Annotated in this window: 9 protein-coding genes and 1 pseudogene; 2 read left to right on the top strand and 8 right to left on the bottom strand. The window is 66.8% G+C overall.

What is annotated here, in order from left to right; translation table 11 throughout:
- Positions 1 to 68: 68 nt before the first annotated feature.
- The 5 genes from AB5J62_RS07635 to AB5J62_RS07615 all read right to left on the bottom strand — a co-directional run bounded on the left by AB5J62_RS07635 (position 69) and on the right by AB5J62_RS07615 (position 6527).
- Positions 69 to 1400: a methylaspartate mutase gene (locus AB5J62_RS07635; RefSeq protein ID WP_370947422.1), complete on the bottom strand. Its 1332-nt coding sequence runs from the start codon at positions 1398 to 1400 to the stop codon at positions 69 to 71.
- Positions 1397 to 1927, bottom strand: coding sequence for a cobalamin B12-binding domain-containing protein (locus AB5J62_RS07630; protein ID WP_370947421.1), 531 nt, complete (start codon positions 1925 to 1927; stop codon positions 1397 to 1399). Before AB5J62_RS07630 ends, AB5J62_RS07635 begins: the two co-directional genes overlap by 4 nt.
- A gap of 95 nt (positions 1928 to 2022) precedes the next feature.
- The gene (locus AB5J62_RS07625) at positions 2023 to 3258 is read right to left on the bottom strand and encodes a type III PLP-dependent enzyme (protein WP_370947420.1); all 1236 of its coding nucleotides are present in this window, start codon (positions 3256 to 3258) and stop codon (positions 2023 to 2025) included.
- Positions 3255 to 4799, bottom strand: coding sequence for an AMP-binding protein (locus tag AB5J62_RS07620; RefSeq protein WP_370947419.1), 1545 nt, complete (start codon positions 4797 to 4799; stop codon positions 3255 to 3257). The genes AB5J62_RS07625 and AB5J62_RS07620 overlap by 4 nt, the downstream gene beginning before the upstream one ends.
- Before the next feature lie 177 nt (positions 4800 to 4976).
- Positions 4977 to 6527: an AMP-binding protein gene (locus tag AB5J62_RS07615; RefSeq protein WP_370947418.1), complete on the bottom strand. Its 1551-nt coding sequence runs from the start codon at positions 6525 to 6527 to the stop codon at positions 4977 to 4979.
- 191 nt (positions 6528 to 6718) lie between these two features.
- Between AB5J62_RS07615 and AB5J62_RS07610 the strand changes: the two genes are divergently transcribed.
- Positions 6719 to 6961 carry a phosphopantetheine-binding protein gene (locus AB5J62_RS07610; RefSeq protein ID WP_370947417.1) on the top strand — a complete coding sequence of 81 codons (243 nt, stop codon included), beginning with the start codon at positions 6719 to 6721 and terminating at the stop codon, positions 6959 to 6961.
- Positions 6962 to 7061: 100 nt separating this feature from the next.
- On the opposite strand, the gene AB5J62_RS07605 is transcribed toward AB5J62_RS07610, so the two are convergent.
- Positions 7062 to 7964, bottom strand: a complete 903-nt coding sequence (locus tag AB5J62_RS07605; RefSeq protein WP_370947416.1) for an ACP S-malonyltransferase — start codon at positions 7962 to 7964, stop codon at positions 7062 to 7064.
- 164 nt (positions 7965 to 8128) lie between these two features.
- Positions 8129 to 9028, bottom strand: a complete 900-nt coding sequence (locus AB5J62_RS07600) for a proline iminopeptidase-family hydrolase (protein WP_370947415.1) — start codon at positions 9026 to 9028, stop codon at positions 8129 to 8131.
- A gap of 272 nt (positions 9029 to 9300) precedes the next feature.
- Here AB5J62_RS07600 and AB5J62_RS07595 point away from each other — a divergent pair, with 272 nt between their 5' ends.
- Complete coding sequence (locus AB5J62_RS07595; RefSeq protein ID WP_370947414.1) at positions 9301 to 10197, top strand: TIGR03560 family F420-dependent LLM class oxidoreductase; 897 nt, start codon at positions 9301 to 9303, stop codon at positions 10195 to 10197.
- A gap of 254 nt (positions 10198 to 10451) precedes the next feature.
- Here the strand turns inward: AB5J62_RS07595 and AB5J62_RS07590 are convergent.
- Positions 10452 to 16316, bottom strand: a pseudogene (locus AB5J62_RS07590) (SDR family NAD(P)-dependent oxidoreductase); the annotation flags it as partial.
- Positions 16317 to 16377 lie beyond the last annotated feature (61 nt).

Raw genomic sequence — 16377 nt, 5'->3', positions numbered from 1 at the left:
CGTCGACGAATCCAAGACGAAGTGCCGGGCCACCCTGCGCGGCCCGGCTCGGACATAGGAGCGAGGGTCTAGCCCTCGCGGTCCGCCCAGAGCTCTCCGGGTGTCCAGGAGGCGCAGTCGAATTCGCCGCGCACGTACTGGAGGTCCCGCAGGAGGTCGGTGGAGGTGGCCTTCTTGGAGATCCGGCGTGACACCAGCTTCCCGAGTGGCAGCGAGCCGATCTCCGACCATCGGAGCCAGCCGCGCTCGTCGATGTAGCTGCGGGTGCGGCCCATGTTGTCCGGGTGCACGCAGTACGGGATGTCCATGTAGCCATATTTGAACGCGAGGAGCAGCGCGTGGCCGACGTCGGCGTCCAGGTTCAACACGGCGTCGACGATGGCCTTGGCTTCGAGGTAGGTCTCGGTGTCCTCGCCGTAGTAGCCGACGGCCGGTGATTTCGTCCTGGCGGCGACGCCGCTGGCGTATTCGAGTGCTTCGACGTTTTCGGCGACCACGGGAATGCGCTTCGACTCGGCTTTCGTTTTCACGATGATGCGCTCGGCACCACACGTTACCCCGAGTTCAGCTGCTTGTCCCAATAGACGGTAGGCACCGTCCTCTGTTGTCGGGTAAACTCCCATGTAGGCATAAATGACCACATGGACGTTTTCGGTGGGGACGAGTTCGTGACAAAGCCTGCGCAAGGCGAATACGCCTTCGATGTCCTGCACCATGTTGGTCTGCTGCGCGTAGCTCACGGAAATGGACCGCAGTCCGTGCTGGTAGAAGAACATCGCCTCGAGCACGGCCATCGCGATGAGCTGGCTCGGCGGGCACAGCTGGCCCATCATGCAGCCGCCGAACGACTCCAGGTGCGGCTCGACGCCGATCTCGCGTAGCTGCGCGAAAAGGTCGCTGCACTCCTCCCAGTTGCGCATCGAGTCGGCCAGCGGGGTGCGGCCGTAAGGCAGGCAGTACGACACCGGACCGCCTTCGGTCGCGTTCAGGCGCAAGGCCATCATCGCCGAGAAGATGTCGCGCGGGGTCGCCGATCCGTGCCGGATCTGGACCGGGAAGTCCTGCCCCCACGTGCCCGAGAGCACGTGCCGCGTGACCTTGCGGGGATGGTTGACGATCGGGTAGCCGTTGAGCCCGATCCCCTCACGAAGCGCCGTGTCGGCGGCCTTGAGGTTGCCGACCCGGGTGTAGCTGTCGAGCGTGATCGTGCCCACCGTGGTGGCGTTGGCCGCCTTGGTGGCCATCAGTCCGGCGCGCATCTCTTCCGGGGCGCTGATGCCCATGCGCGGCTGGACGACGAGGCCGCCGGAGGCGGCCCCGCCCATCTTGCGGACGAAGGCTCCGAAATCGACCGGCGTCTCCGCCGGTTCGGAGCCCTCGTCCGGGACGACCGTGATCATGCAACCCTCCGCAGCGGGGTGACGGTGGCGGTGCGGCGAGCCGTGCGGGCCGGGATCGACGCGACGAACGCCTTGAACTCCTCGACACCGCGGACACCGTCTTCGAACACGTCGTCGAAGCCGGCTTCGAGCAGCTCGTCGAGGAAGCTCGTGTCACCACCCGCGGCGATGCCCAGCTTGCCACCGATGACCATCGGGGTGTCGCCCAGCGCCTCGCGGAGCTGGCCGACCACGCGCATGCCGTCCTGGTAGCCGTGGCCGTTGACACTGGAGATGACGACCATGGCGGGGTCGATGTCGCGGCATTCCGAAACCATCAGCTCGTCCGGCACGCAGGGACCCAGGTTCACGACCTCATAGCCGAGCTCCTCGATCAGCAACTGCAGGTAAACCAGGTTCCAGGTGTGCGAATCCGACGCGACACTCGTCACCACGACGGTTTCCTTTTCCTCCACCTGCGGGGCGTCGAAAGGGCTGCAGCCCGGCAGGTAGGTGACCGTCGAGTTCTTGTTCAGCATGCTGGTCATGGTGTGCTCCGAATACTCTCACTCAGGCGGGATAAGCTCGACTACACGGCACGATTCACCCAGGGCGTGAATTCCAAGCGCGATTTCCGAATCGGTCAGCGCGGCGCGGAACCCACCTGGTACGAACGTTCGTGCTCAATACGGGATACGGAAACCAGTTCGTCTCCGCGGACGATGACCTCGGTCGGGGCGGGCCTTCCGAGGAACATCAACAGGCTGGCGGTGGGACCGTACGCACCGACGTTCGGGATGACGACCGTGTCGCCCGGCTCGTAGATCGGGACCTCGATCTCGCGGCCGAGCAGGTCGCCCGGGGTGCACAGCGGTCCGGCCAGGCTCGCGCGTTCGGTCTTCTCGCCGGTTTCGACGGCGACCGCGACCGGCAGCAACCTGCCGAGTCCCGACATGCCACCGAAAGCGTTGATCCCGGTGTCGAGAATGACGAACTTGCGGCCGCGGCTGACCTTGACGTTGCTGACGCTGGCCAGCAGTGTCCCGCTGGCGCCGATCAGGAACCGGCCCGACTCACAGGCGAGCTGGGGACCGTTCGTCCGCCAGTTCGGGAAGTGCGTGTCGAGCGTGTTGGCCAGTTCGTCCCGGAGCTTGGGGTAGTGACCCCGGCCGCCCGGAACGCCGTAGGGGCTGGTGAAGCCGCCCCCGATGTCGAGGAACTTGAGCTCCAGACCGAGGTCGGCCTGCAACTGTGCCGCCAGCGCGATGGTGCCCTGGAACTCGGCGATCAGGCTTTCCTCGTCCTTCGCGTTGCTCAGCGGGAAGAAGTGGAATCCCGTGAGCTCGATGTCCTCGATCGCCCGCAGCTCAGGCATGACATCCGGCAGCACTTCGGCGTCGAAGCCGAACTGCGAAGGAGTGCCGGTCATGCGGATGCCCGTCGACGCACTCGCCGTGGAACTGTTGACCCGCAACAGGATCTCGGCGACAGCGCCCAGTTCCTTCGCGACGGCCGCGACGCGCTGGACGTCGGTGACCGAGTCGGTCGAGAACTTGCGGACACCCTTGCTGATGGCCTCGTGAAGCTCGCCGTAGGTCTTCGCCGGTCCGGTGTAGAGGAAGTCCTCTCCGGAGAATCCGGCGGCGAGACCGGCGGCCAGTTCACCGGTTGAGCTGATCTCGGGGTGGAGCCTGCCCCCCGAGCCCTCCCGCAGCGCCCGGACGAGTTCCGGGTGCGGGTTCGCCTTCAACGCGTAGAACAGTTTGAACTCTTCGGGCAGCGCGGCGAGCAGTTCGTCGCGTGCGGCCTGGACCTCGTCGAGGTCGTAGACGTAGGTCGGCGTGCCGAATTTCTCGGCCAGCTCGTGGAAACGGCTCACTTCGCGGTCCCTTCCAGCAGCTCGACCAGGGTCTGGCGCGAGTTCTTGCCGTGCAGCGTCAGCGGGAAGTCCGCGACGACCTTGCAGACGGCGGGGACCTTGGCGGGTTCGAGACGCTGCGCCAGCTCGCGGAGCACGACGTGCGAGCCGAGCTCGCTCTCCACGAAGATGGTCAGGTCGCGGCCTGCCGCGGGCGGGATCGCGGCGGCGACGCGGACACCGGGGATGTCCATCGCGGCGGCTTCGATCTCGATGGTCGACATCCGGACGCCCTTGCGCTTGAACATGTCGTCGCGGCGGCCCTCGAAGTACAGGTAGCCGTCGGCGTCCATGCTGCCGTAGTCGCCGGTGTGCAGCCGGGTGACGCCGTCGGGGTCGGTGCGGAAGGCGCGCGCGGTCTGCTCCGGGTTGTTCCAGTAGCCGGGCATGACGTGCGGGCCTTCGGCGACGATCTCGCCGACCTCGCCGACCGGAAGCTTGTTGCCGTCCTCGTCCATGATGAAGACCTTGGTGCCCTGCAACGGACGCCCGACCGAGTCGAGCCGCTGGCCGTCTTCACTCGGCGGCATGATCGAGATGCGCTTGCACTCGGTCTGGCCGAACTGGCGGACCACCTTGACACCCGGGAATGCCTCGCGCAGCGCGGCGATCGTCGGCGCCGGCAGCGCGGCGCCGGTGTTGGAGAAGATGCGGATGGGCGGCAGGTTCTCGTGGTCGCGCTGGGCGAGCGTGGCGATCATGGTGGCCAGTGAGGGAACGATCGGCACGATGGTCGCGCCGACTTCCCGCATTCTCTTCAGCAGCACCAGATCCGACTCTTCGCCCGCCAGCACGATCTCGGAGCGGCCGAGGATCGCCAGCAGAACCTTGTACAGGCCGTAGTCCCAAGACAGCGGGAAGCGGCAGAAGACGACATCTTCGTGGCTGTAACCCAGGTCGGACTGCAGCGAGCGCGACGCGAAGCAGACTTGGCGGTGCGGAAGGATGACCGCCTTCGGCGCCGCGGTCGAGCCCGAGGTGTAGATGAGCACGGCGACGTCTTCGGGGGTGATCTCGCGCTCCGGCGTCATCTCCGGCTTGCCGACCAGGTCGAGCACCTCGGGGAAGACCTCGGTGATGTCCAGCACCGGGATCGAGGTCAGCTCGGCGATCTTGCCGACCTGCGCGCCGACCGTGATCGCCAGCACCGGCTCGGAGTTCTGCAGCACCGACTTGATGTGGTAGGTCTTCATGTTCGGGTGCAGCGGCACGAAAATGGCGCCGGCGCGGGAGGCGCCGATGAAGTAGGCGGCCAGTTCGCGCTCGCTGGGCAGCTGTGCCATGACACGGTCGCCCGGCTTGACGCCGTGTTCCTGCAACCAGGCGGAGAACGCCTTGCTGACCTCGTCCAGTTCGGTGTAGGTCCAGACGCCTTTCGCGTCACGGACGGCGCTCGAGGTCGGGTACTCGGCTACGGCCTCGTCCAACAGGTTGTGAATGAGCTCGCCACCGTTCGGCAGCAGCTCGGAAAGACCGTTGATGTCGTTAGCGTACGTATCCACAGCCGCTCTCCATGTTCGAGGAAGAAATCCAGGCCATCGGTGTTGTGAAACAAGTACCGGGTTCTCGGCCCTGAAAAGAGGCTACCTAGATACATACGTTCGTCATACCCCTAGGCTCCCCTAACAGGGGTCCCCCCAGAGTGCGTGCTCGGCGCGTGAATTCTCACGCGCCGTGCATCACCCCTTGCTACCCGCGACGGCAAGCATGTCGTTTGCCCTGTTCGCGAGGGTTGGGCGGTCCACTTTGCGATTCGAGTTCAGCGGGAACTCCCCGACGTGCTGGTACTGCCTCGGCAGCATGCCGACCGGAAGAATGGTCCGCAGCTGCTTCGCCAGTACCACGGGAGAGGTCACTTCACCCGTGTAGAACACGACCAATTCGGTCGTGCCGTCAACGGAACGCGTCACCGTGACGGCGTCCTCGACTCCGGGGCATTCGCGGAGCGCGTGCTCGATTTCGGCCAGTTCCACCCGCCAGCCTTGTACCTGGACCTGGGCATCCAGCCTGCCCAGGTAAACCAGTACTCCGCCGTCGAGTTTCCTGATCCTGTCACCGGTGCGGTACCAGGTTTTTCCGTCATGGTCGAGAAAGCGCCCCTTGTTGTCCTCCGGGTCGAGGTAGCCCGCGGTCATCTGCGGGCCGGTGATGCAGAGTTCTCCTTCCACATCGGAGAAACCGTCGTCAGGTGTGACGAGGACGTATTCGTGGCCTTCGTGGATCTCGCCGATCGGCACCATCCCGTTGATCCCCTGCGACGGCGAGGTCGCGGGGTCCCAGCGGTGGCCGGTGACGGTGACGGTGAGTTCCGTTGGCCCGTACAGGTTTTCGACCGTCGACGCGCCGGCCGCCTGCTGCCAGTCCGCCGTGTCGGTCATCCGCAAGGCTTCACCCGCGAAGAAGCTCCAGCGGAGTCCTGGCATGGAATCTTTGTCAAGTCCGCCCATCTTTCGGATAAGGCCTATGGCGCTCGGCGTCGAGAACCAGACGGTGACGTGGTGTTCCGCGAGGAAGGCCGGAATGTCCCGGTAGGCGGCAGGCGGGATGTACTGCACGCTCGCGCCGGCGCCCCACGCGCAGAAAAGATCGAACATCGCGCAGTCGAAGTTCAGATCGAAAGTCTGGGAGAATACGTCGGACGCGGTGAAGTCGTAGCGTCGGTCGAGAAGTTCGAAATAGTGATGCGTGCTGCCGTGACTGATCGGCACGCCTTTCGGCCGCCCGGTGGAACCGGAGGTGAAAAGCATGTAGGCGGTGTCGCTCGCCAGCACCGGCCGCGGCTCGGTCAGCGCGTGCGCCGGATTCGCCTCGATGGTCCGGAACCTGCCATCGATGTCGGCGGCCGTCGGCGCGAAGACGGGGATGTCGAGCTCGTCGCCGTAGATGTCGGCCAGCGTCGACAAACCTTTGGCGTCAACGATGATCGCGGCGACCCCGGACAGGTCGAGCATCCGGCGCGTGCGCACGACCGGGAAGTCGGGGTGCAGCGGCACGACGGTCGCTCCGGTGTACAGCCCGGCGAGGATCCCGATGTACGATTCGACGCCTTTTCCCGCCAGCACACCGATTACCCGAGGAGTCTCCGGTGCGGCGAGCAGGGAACCCGCCCACAGCAAGGCGGTTTCGTGTGCGCGCGCGTACGTGACCGTCTCGGTCTGCAGGCGCAGCGCGGGTGCGTCGGGTGACACCGCCAGCCCGCGCAGGAACCTTTCGTAGAGGGCCTGTGTCATTTTTTCCTCCTACTCGGGCAACACCCGCGAGACCCCTTTGAACAGGAACAACGGGGCGTCGGGGAGATACATTCTCAGCGCTGTCGGTGTGATGAACAGGGGTTGGTACGGGTTGTTCTCACCTGCGCGGGTGCAATAGCGTCGCCATCCTAAGCAGTGAAAACCCGCAGATCTGAAAGACTGGAGCAGCCATGTGGGACGAGCAGTTCGAAGACCTTCTTCGCCGATACCTGCCGTTTCTCCCGCCGGAAGAAGCACTCGACGCCGACCTCGCCCTGCGTGACTTCGGCCTCGACTCGCTCGGCACCGTCGAACTGCTCGCACAGCTGGAGGCGCTGTACGACGTCCGGTTCGTCGACGACGCACTGAGCATGGAGACCTTCACTTCGCCTTCGGTGCTCTGGAGCACCGTGAAGAAGATGCAGCCGGCGTAACGCCCATAAGCCAACTCGCCCTTCCGGATCGCGGAGATCCGGAAGGGCCGTTTTGCGTTGGGGCCAGCCGTGGCTAGGCGAGCGGAAGCGGCCACGATGACTACGCGGCCGTGCCCCGGCGGCGGGGCTGCATGGCGAGCCGCGGATTGACCGCGACCACGTCGAAGTTCTTGGTGGTGACCGCGACCCGGCCGAACAACCCGTCCTGGCCGGACACGTACAGCTTCTTGATGTCACGCGCCTGCAGCGCGGAGACCACGTCCAGCCAGTTGACCGGCGTGTTGAAGCCGTCGAGCAGCATCTTCTTGACCTGCTCGCCACTGGTGAGCAGCGTGCCGTCCTGGTCGGCGATCACCGGGACGACGAGCTCACCGAACTCGAGCTTCGAGATGATCTCGGTCTCCGCTTTCTCACGCAGCGCGCCGAAAGCGGTGGAGTGCATCGGCGGCCGCATCAGGTACATCGGCATGCCGCCTGCGGCGCGGAGGAGATCCTTGAGCTCGTCGATCTTGTGCTCGCTGATGCACAGCATCTGGAAGTCATGGTCGACCGTGCAGGAGATCTCGTGCCAGTAGCCGCGGTTTTCCAGCTCCGCCAGCACTTCCTTGAGCTTGTCCTCGGGCGTGCGCGCGAAGGACAGCGTCACGATGTCGGTGAGTTCCTCGGCGAAGAAGTCGTCGAGGCACCGGGCGATCTGCTGGGTCATCCAGACGCCGTCGGTGAAGGAAAGCGCGCCGGAGTACACCGCCGCGGCCTTGCCGCCGAAGCTCGGGCCGACGCAGACGTCGGGTTTCAGGCCGAGTGTCGCCTCCGACCACTGCGCCAAAGCCAGGCAGTTGACCAAAAACGCGACCTGGGCGTACTCCGAGTAGTCGCCTTCCGTTTCGCGGTAACGGTCGACCAGTGAGTAACCGAGCCGCTCATCGGCCAGCGCCACGAGTTTCCGCGCGAATGGGTTGATCACCATGAACTTGGCGACGTCCTCGAAACGCGACGGACCCATGCCCGGGAAAACTATCGCACTGCCGGTACCGACCTCGGTTCCCATAGTCCTGCTAACCCCTTCGCGAGTGGCGCTCGGTTCCCCTGCTGGAAAAACAGGTTCAGTCTGCGGTCCGAGCCCTGCCCGCGAGAACCCCTAGCCGACACCTCTGGGGTGCCGACGGATCAGCCGAGGCCTTTCAGGTAAGTGCTCATGACCTGGATGAACAGTTCGGGCTCTTCGAGATGCGGCATGTGGCTCGACTCCTCGAAGATCTCCCAGCTGACGTCCGGGATCAGGTCGGCGAACGGCTGCACGGTCACCGGGGTCGCCTCGTCGTGACGGCCCGAGATCAGCAGGGTCGGCACGTCGATCTGGGCCAGTCCGTCGATCACGCCCCAGTCCTTCAGCGTGCCGACGACGTGGAACTCGCTCGGACCGTTCATGGTGTAGTAGACGGTGGGGTCGTTGTACATCTCGTAGAACGAGGCCATGAAGTCGCGGGGCCACGGCTTGAGGCGGCAGACGTGCTTCTCGTAAAAGGGCTGCATCGCTTCGAAGTAGGCGTCACTCGTGGTGGTGCCTTCGGCCTCGTGCTTGAGGAGGATCTCGTTGTTGCCGGGCGGAAGCTGGTCGCGAAGTACCTTCATCTCCTGCAGCCACAACGGATACGACGCGGGCGCGTTGGCGATGACGAGCCCCTTGAGCCCGGCCGGCCGCTTCGCGGCGTGGTCGGCGACGAGCAGCCCACCCCAGGATTGGCCGTACAGCACGTAGTTGTCCTGGATGCCGAGCTGGGTCAGCAGGTTGTCGAGTTCCCGGCCGAACAGGTCGACGGTCCAGAAGTCGGCGCCCTTGTCCGGCAGATGCGTCGACCCGCCGTTGCCGAGCTGGTCGTAGTGCACGACCGCGTTGCCGAGTTCGGACAGCTCGGTGGCGTTGAGGAGATAGTCGTGCGTGCTGCCGGGGCCGCCGTGCACGAAGACGAGCGCGGGCTTGCCGGACGCGCGGTCCCCGGTGACGCGGTACCAGGTCTCGTACTCGCCGAAGGGCACCGTTCCCTTGGCACTCGGAGCCAGAGTCATCTCCCCACCCACCTCACGCGTACTCGCCGTCGCCGCTGGGTCCGACGCTAATGGAAACAGCGTCGCGTGAAACCCCCTACGCGCCCCTATCCCGACCAAGGCGATCACACGTCCGTATTTCTCGCGTCACAGCCGGTCATGCACCGTTTGACGGGAGATCGATTCCCCGGAATGTCAACCACTCGCGCATTGATTGCACTTTTTGAAAGATTTTGACGAAGTCGTGCTTTCGCTGGTCGGACGGTGAGTAAACGCTCGTTTATGGTCACAGCATGGAACTTGGGCTGCAGATTCCCTGCTTCACCTGGCCGAACGGACCCGCCGAACTCGGCGCCGACCTCGCCGCCCTGGTCGCCGCCGCGGACGAAGCACACTTCGAATACATCGCGCTGATGGATCATTTCTTCCAGATCCCGGAGGACTCCTTCCACCGCAACCCGGTCGTCCCGCCGGGCGCCGAGGACATGCTCGAGTCGTACACCACGCTCGGATTCCTTGCGGCACATACGAAACGCGCCAAACTGATGACCATGATGACCGGCGCGCTCTACCGCCCGCCCGGCCTGCTGGCGAAGATCATCACCACCCTCGACGTACTTTCCGGCGGTCGCGCGGTACTCGGCATCGGCACCGGCTGGAACGAAGAGGAAGCCACCGGACTCGGGTTCGCCTTCCCGTCCACGACGGAAAGATTCGAGCTACTCGAAGAAGTTCTCCGCTTCATCCTGCAAATGTGGTCCGACGACGACCGCGGCTTCACCGGAAAACACATCAACGCGGGCCGATTGTTCAACGCGCCCCAGGTTTTGAGCCGCCCGCACCCGGCGATCATGGTCGGCGGCAGCGGCGAGCGTAAATCGCTACGCCTGGTCGCGAAGTACGGGCAGGCGTGCAACCTGTTCAACACCCCCGAGCTCGAGCGCAAGCTGGCCGTGCTCCGCGCGCACTGCGACGACCTCGGCCGCGACTACGACGAGATCACCAAGACCGTGTACCACATACTCGACATCGGCGACAAAGGCACAAAAACCGACGTGCTGCTCGCCGAACTCGAGCGCCTGGCCGGCTTCGGCGTCGACGCCGTGATCGGCGCGGTACCCGGCCTCCCCGACCTCGAAATCCTCGCCCGCTTCGGCGAAGACGTAATCCCCCAAGCCTCTCGCCTCTGACCCTCGTGAGTGTTCCGGCCGGTCGGCTGGCCGCCTCAGTCGACTTGCCTGGCTTGTGGGACATGAGGTCGTGAGCGTTGCGGGCGGTTCTAACCGCCCGCAACGCTCACGACCTCCAGCCGGTAGACAAGCCGCTTGACCGACGAGGGTTTGCGATCGCCCCGCGCACCCGCCCGGCGCGGGAAGGAGGCTGGGGTCGTGAGTGGTATGGCCGGTTAGAACCGGTCATACCACTCACGAGCCCTCGAGTCCGGTCAGTCGAAGGTGGCGGTCCACCAGTCGCGGATTACGGCGGCCGTGGTGGCGGCGTCGTCTTCGACGATGGTGAAGTGGGTGCCTGCGGTGGGGACGTCGGTGTGCATGGGGTCCCAGGGCGTGGCGCGCCATTCGTCGGAGTCGGGGTCGGGGATGAAGGAGTCGCGGGCGCGGACGAACAGGACCGGGGACTCGATCTTGCCGAGGTGGAAGTTCGGGATCAGGTCCATGTAGCGGCTCATGCCGGTCAAGCGGGCCGCGTCGAACTGGCCGAACGAGGATTCCTTGTCCAGCAGGCCGATCGCGAGCTGCTCGAAGAAGCCGGACTGCTCGCCGCCGCCCGCCTCGCTGACCGTGTAGGTGTCGATCAGCACGACACCGGCGGCCGGGGTGCCCAGCTTTTCCAGGTACGAGGCCGTGACCGAGGCGAGCAAGCCACCCGACGAGTAGCCCAGCAGGACGAACGGGTCGCCCTCCGCGGCCGCGAGGACGCTCTTCGCGAGCACTTCGCCGACGGCGTCGCAGGTGGACGGCAGCGGGTCGCCCTTGGCGAAGCCGGGGGTCGGCAACGCGCTCACGTGCAGGTCGCCCTTGAAGTTCTGGACGAGCCTGGAGTGCTGGTGCGTGCCGCCGGTGACCATCGGCGTCGCCAAGCAAATCAGCCGAGGCCGCGCCGCGCCGTCCGCGAGCCGCACTGGTGACGGCAGCGCGGCGAGATCCTCGGACGACGCGAAGGACGGCCGGATGTCGGCGGCCGCGCGCATCAGGGCGAGACCCTTCTGCATCGCGCCGTTCAACGTCGCCTGGCGGAAGAGGTCGCCCAGTGTCTCCGCCGTCTCCTCGGCGGCGGGAGCGTCCGACTGTCCTAATTGGCCGATGACGTACCGGGCCAGCTCGGCCGGGTTCTTGTTGTCGAACACGACCATCGCGGGCAGTGACAGGCCGATCGCGGAGTTGAGGCTGTTGCGCAGCTCCATCGCGGTGAGTGAGTCGAAACCGGACTCGAGGAAGTCGCGTTCCGGGTCGACCGCGGCCGCGTCGACGTGGCCGAGTACGGCCGCGGCGTGCGTGAGAACCAGCTCACGCACGGCGCTTTCCTGCTCGGAACTGTCCAAAGAGGCAAGACGGCGGCGTACCGCGCCCGAGTCCGTCTTGGCCGCGCGGCGGGACGGTGCGCGCACAAGCCCGCGCAGAAGGTGCGGGACGTCGACGCCCTGCAGTGCCTTGACGTCCAGCTTCATCGGGACGACCACGCCGAGATCGACACTCGAAGCGTTGTCCAGCAACGCCAAGCCTTCGAGCGGGGTGATGCCCGACGCGCCGGTGCGGGTGATGCGGGCGACGTCGGCCTCGCTCAGCTCGCTCGCCATGCCGCTGGCGTCTTCCTCCGCCCACAGGCCCCAGGCGAGCGATTGCGCGGACAGGCCTTGCGCGCGCCGGTGCTCGGCGAGCGCGTCGAGGAAGCCGTTCGCCGCCGCGTAGTTGCCCTGGCCCGCGTTGCCGAACACGCCGGCGGCCGAGGAGAACAGGACGAACGCGGACAGATCGAGGTCGCGGGTGAGTTCGTGCAACGTCAGCGCCGCGTCGACCTTCGGCCGGAACACCTTCGAGATGCGCTCCGGGGTCAGCGACGACAGGACGCCGTCGTCGAGGACACCCGCGACGTGCACGACGCCCTTGAGGTCGGGAATTCCGGCGAGCAGAGCCGAAACCGCGTCGCGGTCGGCGGCGTCGCACGCGGCGACGTCCACCTGGGCGCCCAGCTCCGTAAGCTCAGTGACCAGCTCCGGGACGCCCGAGGCCGCAGCACCGCGGCGGCTCGTAAGCACGAGGTGCTTGACGCCGTGCGCGGTGACGAGGTGCTTGGCGACCAGGCGCCCGAGGGTGCCTGCCGCGCCCGTGATGAGCGTCGTGCCGCCGAACACCGTCGCAGGCTTGGCGTCCTCGGCGACCGGCACCTTCACCAGGCGTGCCGCGTGCATGGCGCCGCCGCGCAGTACCACCTGCGGCTCGCCGGAGCCCGCGATGGCCACGAGGTCGGCCTCGGTGACGGTCGCTTCGACGTCGGCGAGGACGATCCGGTCCGGGTTCTCGGACTGGGCCGCCTTCACCAGGCCCCATACGGCCGCGCCCGCCAGGTCGACGAGGTCCTCGCCGGGCAGCGCGACCGCGCCCTGGGTGACGACCAGCAGCGTGCTCTGCGCGGACCCGGGGTCGGCCAGCCAGGAGCGGACCGCGTCGAGCGCGTGGTGCGTGGCGGCGTGCACGGACTCGGCCGTGGTGCCGCGCTCGGTGCGCAGGACGTGGACGTCGGGCTGCGCGCCCGCGCCGGTGAACGGGGTCCAGCTGACGCCGAACAGCGAGTCGTGGAACCCGGCAGGCCCGGCGCCTGCCGGGATCGCCCGCAGGACAAGGGAATCCACCGAAGCGACGGGCGCGCCGGTGGCGTCGGCGACGGTCAGCGTGACGGCGCTGTCGCCACTGGGTTTGACGTGGACCCGCAGGCTTGACGCCCCGGCAGCGTGCAAGGCCACGCGGGTCCACGAGAACGGGAGTGCCGCCTGATCGCCGGTGACCCCGGCGAGTGCGACGGCGTGCAGGCAGGCATCGAGCACCGCGGGGTGCAGGCCGAAACCGGACGTGTCGACGTCTTCGGGCAGCTGCACCTCGGCGAAGATCTCGTCGCCGGACTTCCACGCGGCACGCAGTCCCTGGAAGACCGGGCCGTAGACGAGACCGGCGTCGGCGAGGCCGTCGTAGACCTCCTCGACCTCGATCTCGGCGCCCGCGGGCGGCCACGAGGTCAGGTCGAATCCGGGTGCGGCCGCGTCCGGCGAGAGCGTGCCGGTGCCGTGCGCGGTCCACGGCAGGTCGGGGTCGTCGCCCCGCGAATAGATGTCGACGGAACGAGTGCCGTCCTCGCCGGGTGCGCCGACGACAACCTGCAGCGAAACTCCGCCGCGCGACGGCAGGATCAGCGGCGCCTGCAAGGTGAGGTCCGCGAGCACCGAGCAGCCGACCTGGTCACCCGCCGCGATGGCGAGTTCGACGAAACCAGTTCCTGGCAAGAAGATCGAGCCGCCGACGACGTGATCGGCCAGCCACGGGTGCGTCTGCACGGACAGCCGTCCGGTGAACACCACGGCTTCGGAGTCCGGCGACGGGACGACCGCGCCGAGCAGCGGGTGCCCGGCCGAGTCGAGCCCGGCGGACGAGACATCCATGGACATGCCCCCCGGACCCGTGCTGATCCACGAGTCACCGAGGTAGTCCTTGTAGTCCAACCAGAAACGCTGCCGCTGGAACGCATATGTCGGCAGGTCGACACGCTGGGCGCCGCGACCTTCGAACAACGTCTTCCACTGTGGCGAAAGACCCGAGACGTGCAGCTGCCCGAGTCCAGTGAGGAGGGTCGCGACCTCTGCGCGGTTCTTGCGCAGCGCGGGCACGAGCACGGCGTCGTCGACCGACTGCTGAGCCATGCCGGTGAGCACACCGTCCGGCCCGAGTTCGAAGAACCGCGTGACACCCTTGCCGGACAGGAACTTGACGCCGTCGACGAAGCGCACGGCGTCGCGGACGTGGCGAACCCAGTATTCGGCGGAGAACTGGGCGATCTCACCGGTCACATTGGACACCACGGGGATCTTGGGCGCGTGGTGGGTCAAGCCGGAAGCGACCTTGCGGAACTCGTCGAGCATCGGCTCCATCAGCGGCGAGTGGAACGCGTGCGACACCTTGAGCCGCGTGCTCTTCCGGCCCGCGAAGTCGTCCTGGACCGCGATGGCGGCCTTCTCGTCGCCGGACACGACGACCGAGCGCGGGCCGTTGATCGCCGCGATGCTCACCGCGTCGTTCAGCAGTGGCTTGATCTCTTCCTCGGTGGCCTGGATGGCGATCATCGCGCCGCCGGTCGGCAACGCCTGCATGAGCCGCCCGCGCGCCGCGACGAGCTTCGCGGCGTCCTCCAGGGACAGCACACCGGCGACGTGCGCGGCGGCCAGCTCACCGATCGAGTGCCCGGCGAGGTAGTCCGGCTTGAGCCCGAGCGACTCGACGAGCCGGTACAGCGCGACCTCGATCGCGAACAACCCCGTCTGCGTGTAGACGGTCTGGGCGAGCAACTCCTCGTCGGAGCCCCAGATCACGTCACGCAGCGGCCGGTCGAGGTGCTTGTCCAGCTCGGCGAGCACAGCGTCCAAAGCGGACGCGAAAACCGGGACAGCGGCCGCCAGCTCCTGGCCCATGCCCAAACGCTGGGCACCCTGGCCGGTGAACAGGAACGCGGACGAACCGCTGATCTTCGTCGCGGGCTCGACCTCGTCGAGTCCACGCAGCACCTCATCACGGTCCGCGCCGACGACGACCGCGCGGTGCGCCCAGGTGGCACGAGTGTTCACGAGCGACGAGGCAACGTCCAAAAGGGACACTGAGGGATTGGCGAGCAGATACTCGCGCAGCCGGGAAGCCTGCGCGGGCAAGGATTCCGGGCTCTTGGCCGAGAGAACCAGCGGAACCACGGGAAGTGGCTTGACCTCTTCTTCGGCCGCCTCAACAGAAGGCGCCTCTTCGATGATGATGTGCGCGTTCGTCCCGCTGATGCCGAACGACGAGACACCGGCCCGGCGCGGCTGCCCGTTCGAAGGCCAAGCACGTGATTCGGTCAGCAGCTTGACGTTGCCCGCGGTCCAGTCGACCTTCGGCGTCGGTTCGTCGACGTGCAGAGTCATCGGCATGGTCTCGTGCTGCAACGCCATGACCATCTTGATGATCCCGCTGACGCCTGCGGCCGCCTGTGTGTGGCCCATGTTCGACTTGATCGACCCCAGCCACAGCGGCTTTTCGCGCCCCTGGCCGTAGGTCGCGAGCAGCGCCTGCGCCTCGATCGGGTCACCCAGCGTCGTGCCGGTGCCGTGCGCCTCGACGAGGTCGACCTGCTCGGGCGTGATCTGCGCGTTCGCCAGCGCCGCCTTGATCACCCGGCGCTGCGACGGCCCGTTCGGCGCGGTGAGGCCGTTGGACGCGCCGTCCTGATTGATCGCGGAACCCTTGACCACGGCGAGCACCGGGTGCCCGTTGGCACGGGCGTCGGACAGCCGCTCGACCACGAGCATGCCGACACCTTCACCCCACCCGGTGCCGTCGGTGGCGCCTGCGAACGACTTGCAGCGCCCGTCCTTCGCGAGCCCGCGCTGCTTGCTGAACTCGACGAACGTCTCCGGCGTGCCCATCACCGCGACACCGCCGACGAGCGCGAGCCCGCACTCCCCCGTCCGCAGCGCCTGGATCGCCCAGTGCAGCGCGACCAAGCTCGACGAGCAAGCCGTGTCGACCGTCACCGACGGGCCTTCGAGACCCAGCGTGTACGAAACCCGGCCCGAGGCAATGGATCCGGTGTTCGCGTTGGCCGCGTAGTCGTGGTACATCATCCCGGCGAACACGCCCGTCGAGCTGCCCTTGAGCGTCGCGGGGTCGATGCCCGCGCGCTCCAGCGCCTCCCACGAGGCCTCCAGCAGCAGCCGCTGCTGCGGGTCGATGACCAGCGCCTCCCTCGGTGAGATCCCGAAGAACGCGGGGTCGAACAGCGCCGCGTCGTGCAGGAAGCCACCCTGGTTGGTGTAGGTGGTGTTCGGCCGGGCCATCTCCGGGTCGAAGATCCGCTCGACGTCCCAGCCACGGTCCTCGGGGAACGCGGAAACCGCGTCGACGCCTTCGGACACCACCCGCCACAGGTCCTCGGGCGACGAGATGCCACCCGGATACCGGCAGCTCATCGACACGATCGCGATCGGCTCCCGCAAGGTCGCCGACAGCTTCCGGTTCTGCGCGCGGAGACGTTCGGTCTCCTTCAGCGAGGCCCGGAGCGCGTCGACAAGTTTCTGGTCAGAGTTCGCCATCTCACGCTTCCTGGGTCATATCGAGGTG

The organism is Amycolatopsis sp. cg5 (assembly GCF_041346955.1).
In the GTDB taxonomy this organism is placed as follows: Bacteria; Actinomycetota; Actinomycetes; order Mycobacteriales; family Pseudonocardiaceae; genus Amycolatopsis.
This window is presented reverse-complemented; position numbering and strand designations above follow the sequence as displayed.

What these genes read in the sequence shown, in the direction of transcription:
- AB5J62_RS07600 (WP_370947415.1), bottom strand. Translation starts at nt 9,028, where the DNA reads ATGACTCTGGCTCCGAGTGCCAAGGGAACGGTGCCCTTCGGCGAGTAC.
- AB5J62_RS07635 (WP_370947422.1), bottom strand. Translation starts at nt 1,400, where the DNA reads ATGATCACGGTCGTCCCGGACGAGGGCTCCGAACCGGCGGAGACGCCG.
- AB5J62_RS07605 (WP_370947416.1), bottom strand. Translation starts at nt 7,964, where the DNA reads ATGGGTCCGTCGCGTTTCGAGGACGTCGCCAAGTTCATGGTGATCAAC.
- AB5J62_RS07630 (WP_370947421.1), bottom strand. Translation starts at nt 1,927, where the DNA reads ATGACCAGCATGCTGAACAAGAACTCGACGGTCACCTACCTGCCGGGC.
- AB5J62_RS07615 (WP_370947418.1), bottom strand. Translation starts at nt 6,527, where the DNA reads ATGACACAGGCCCTCTACGAAAGGTTCCTGCGCGGGCTGGCGGTGTCA.
- AB5J62_RS07610 (WP_370947417.1), top strand. Translation starts at nt 6,719, where the DNA reads ATGTGGGACGAGCAGTTCGAAGACCTTCTTCGCCGATACCTGCCGTTT.
- AB5J62_RS07595 (WP_370947414.1), top strand. Translation starts at nt 9,301, where the DNA reads ATGGAACTTGGGCTGCAGATTCCCTGCTTCACCTGGCCGAACGGACCC.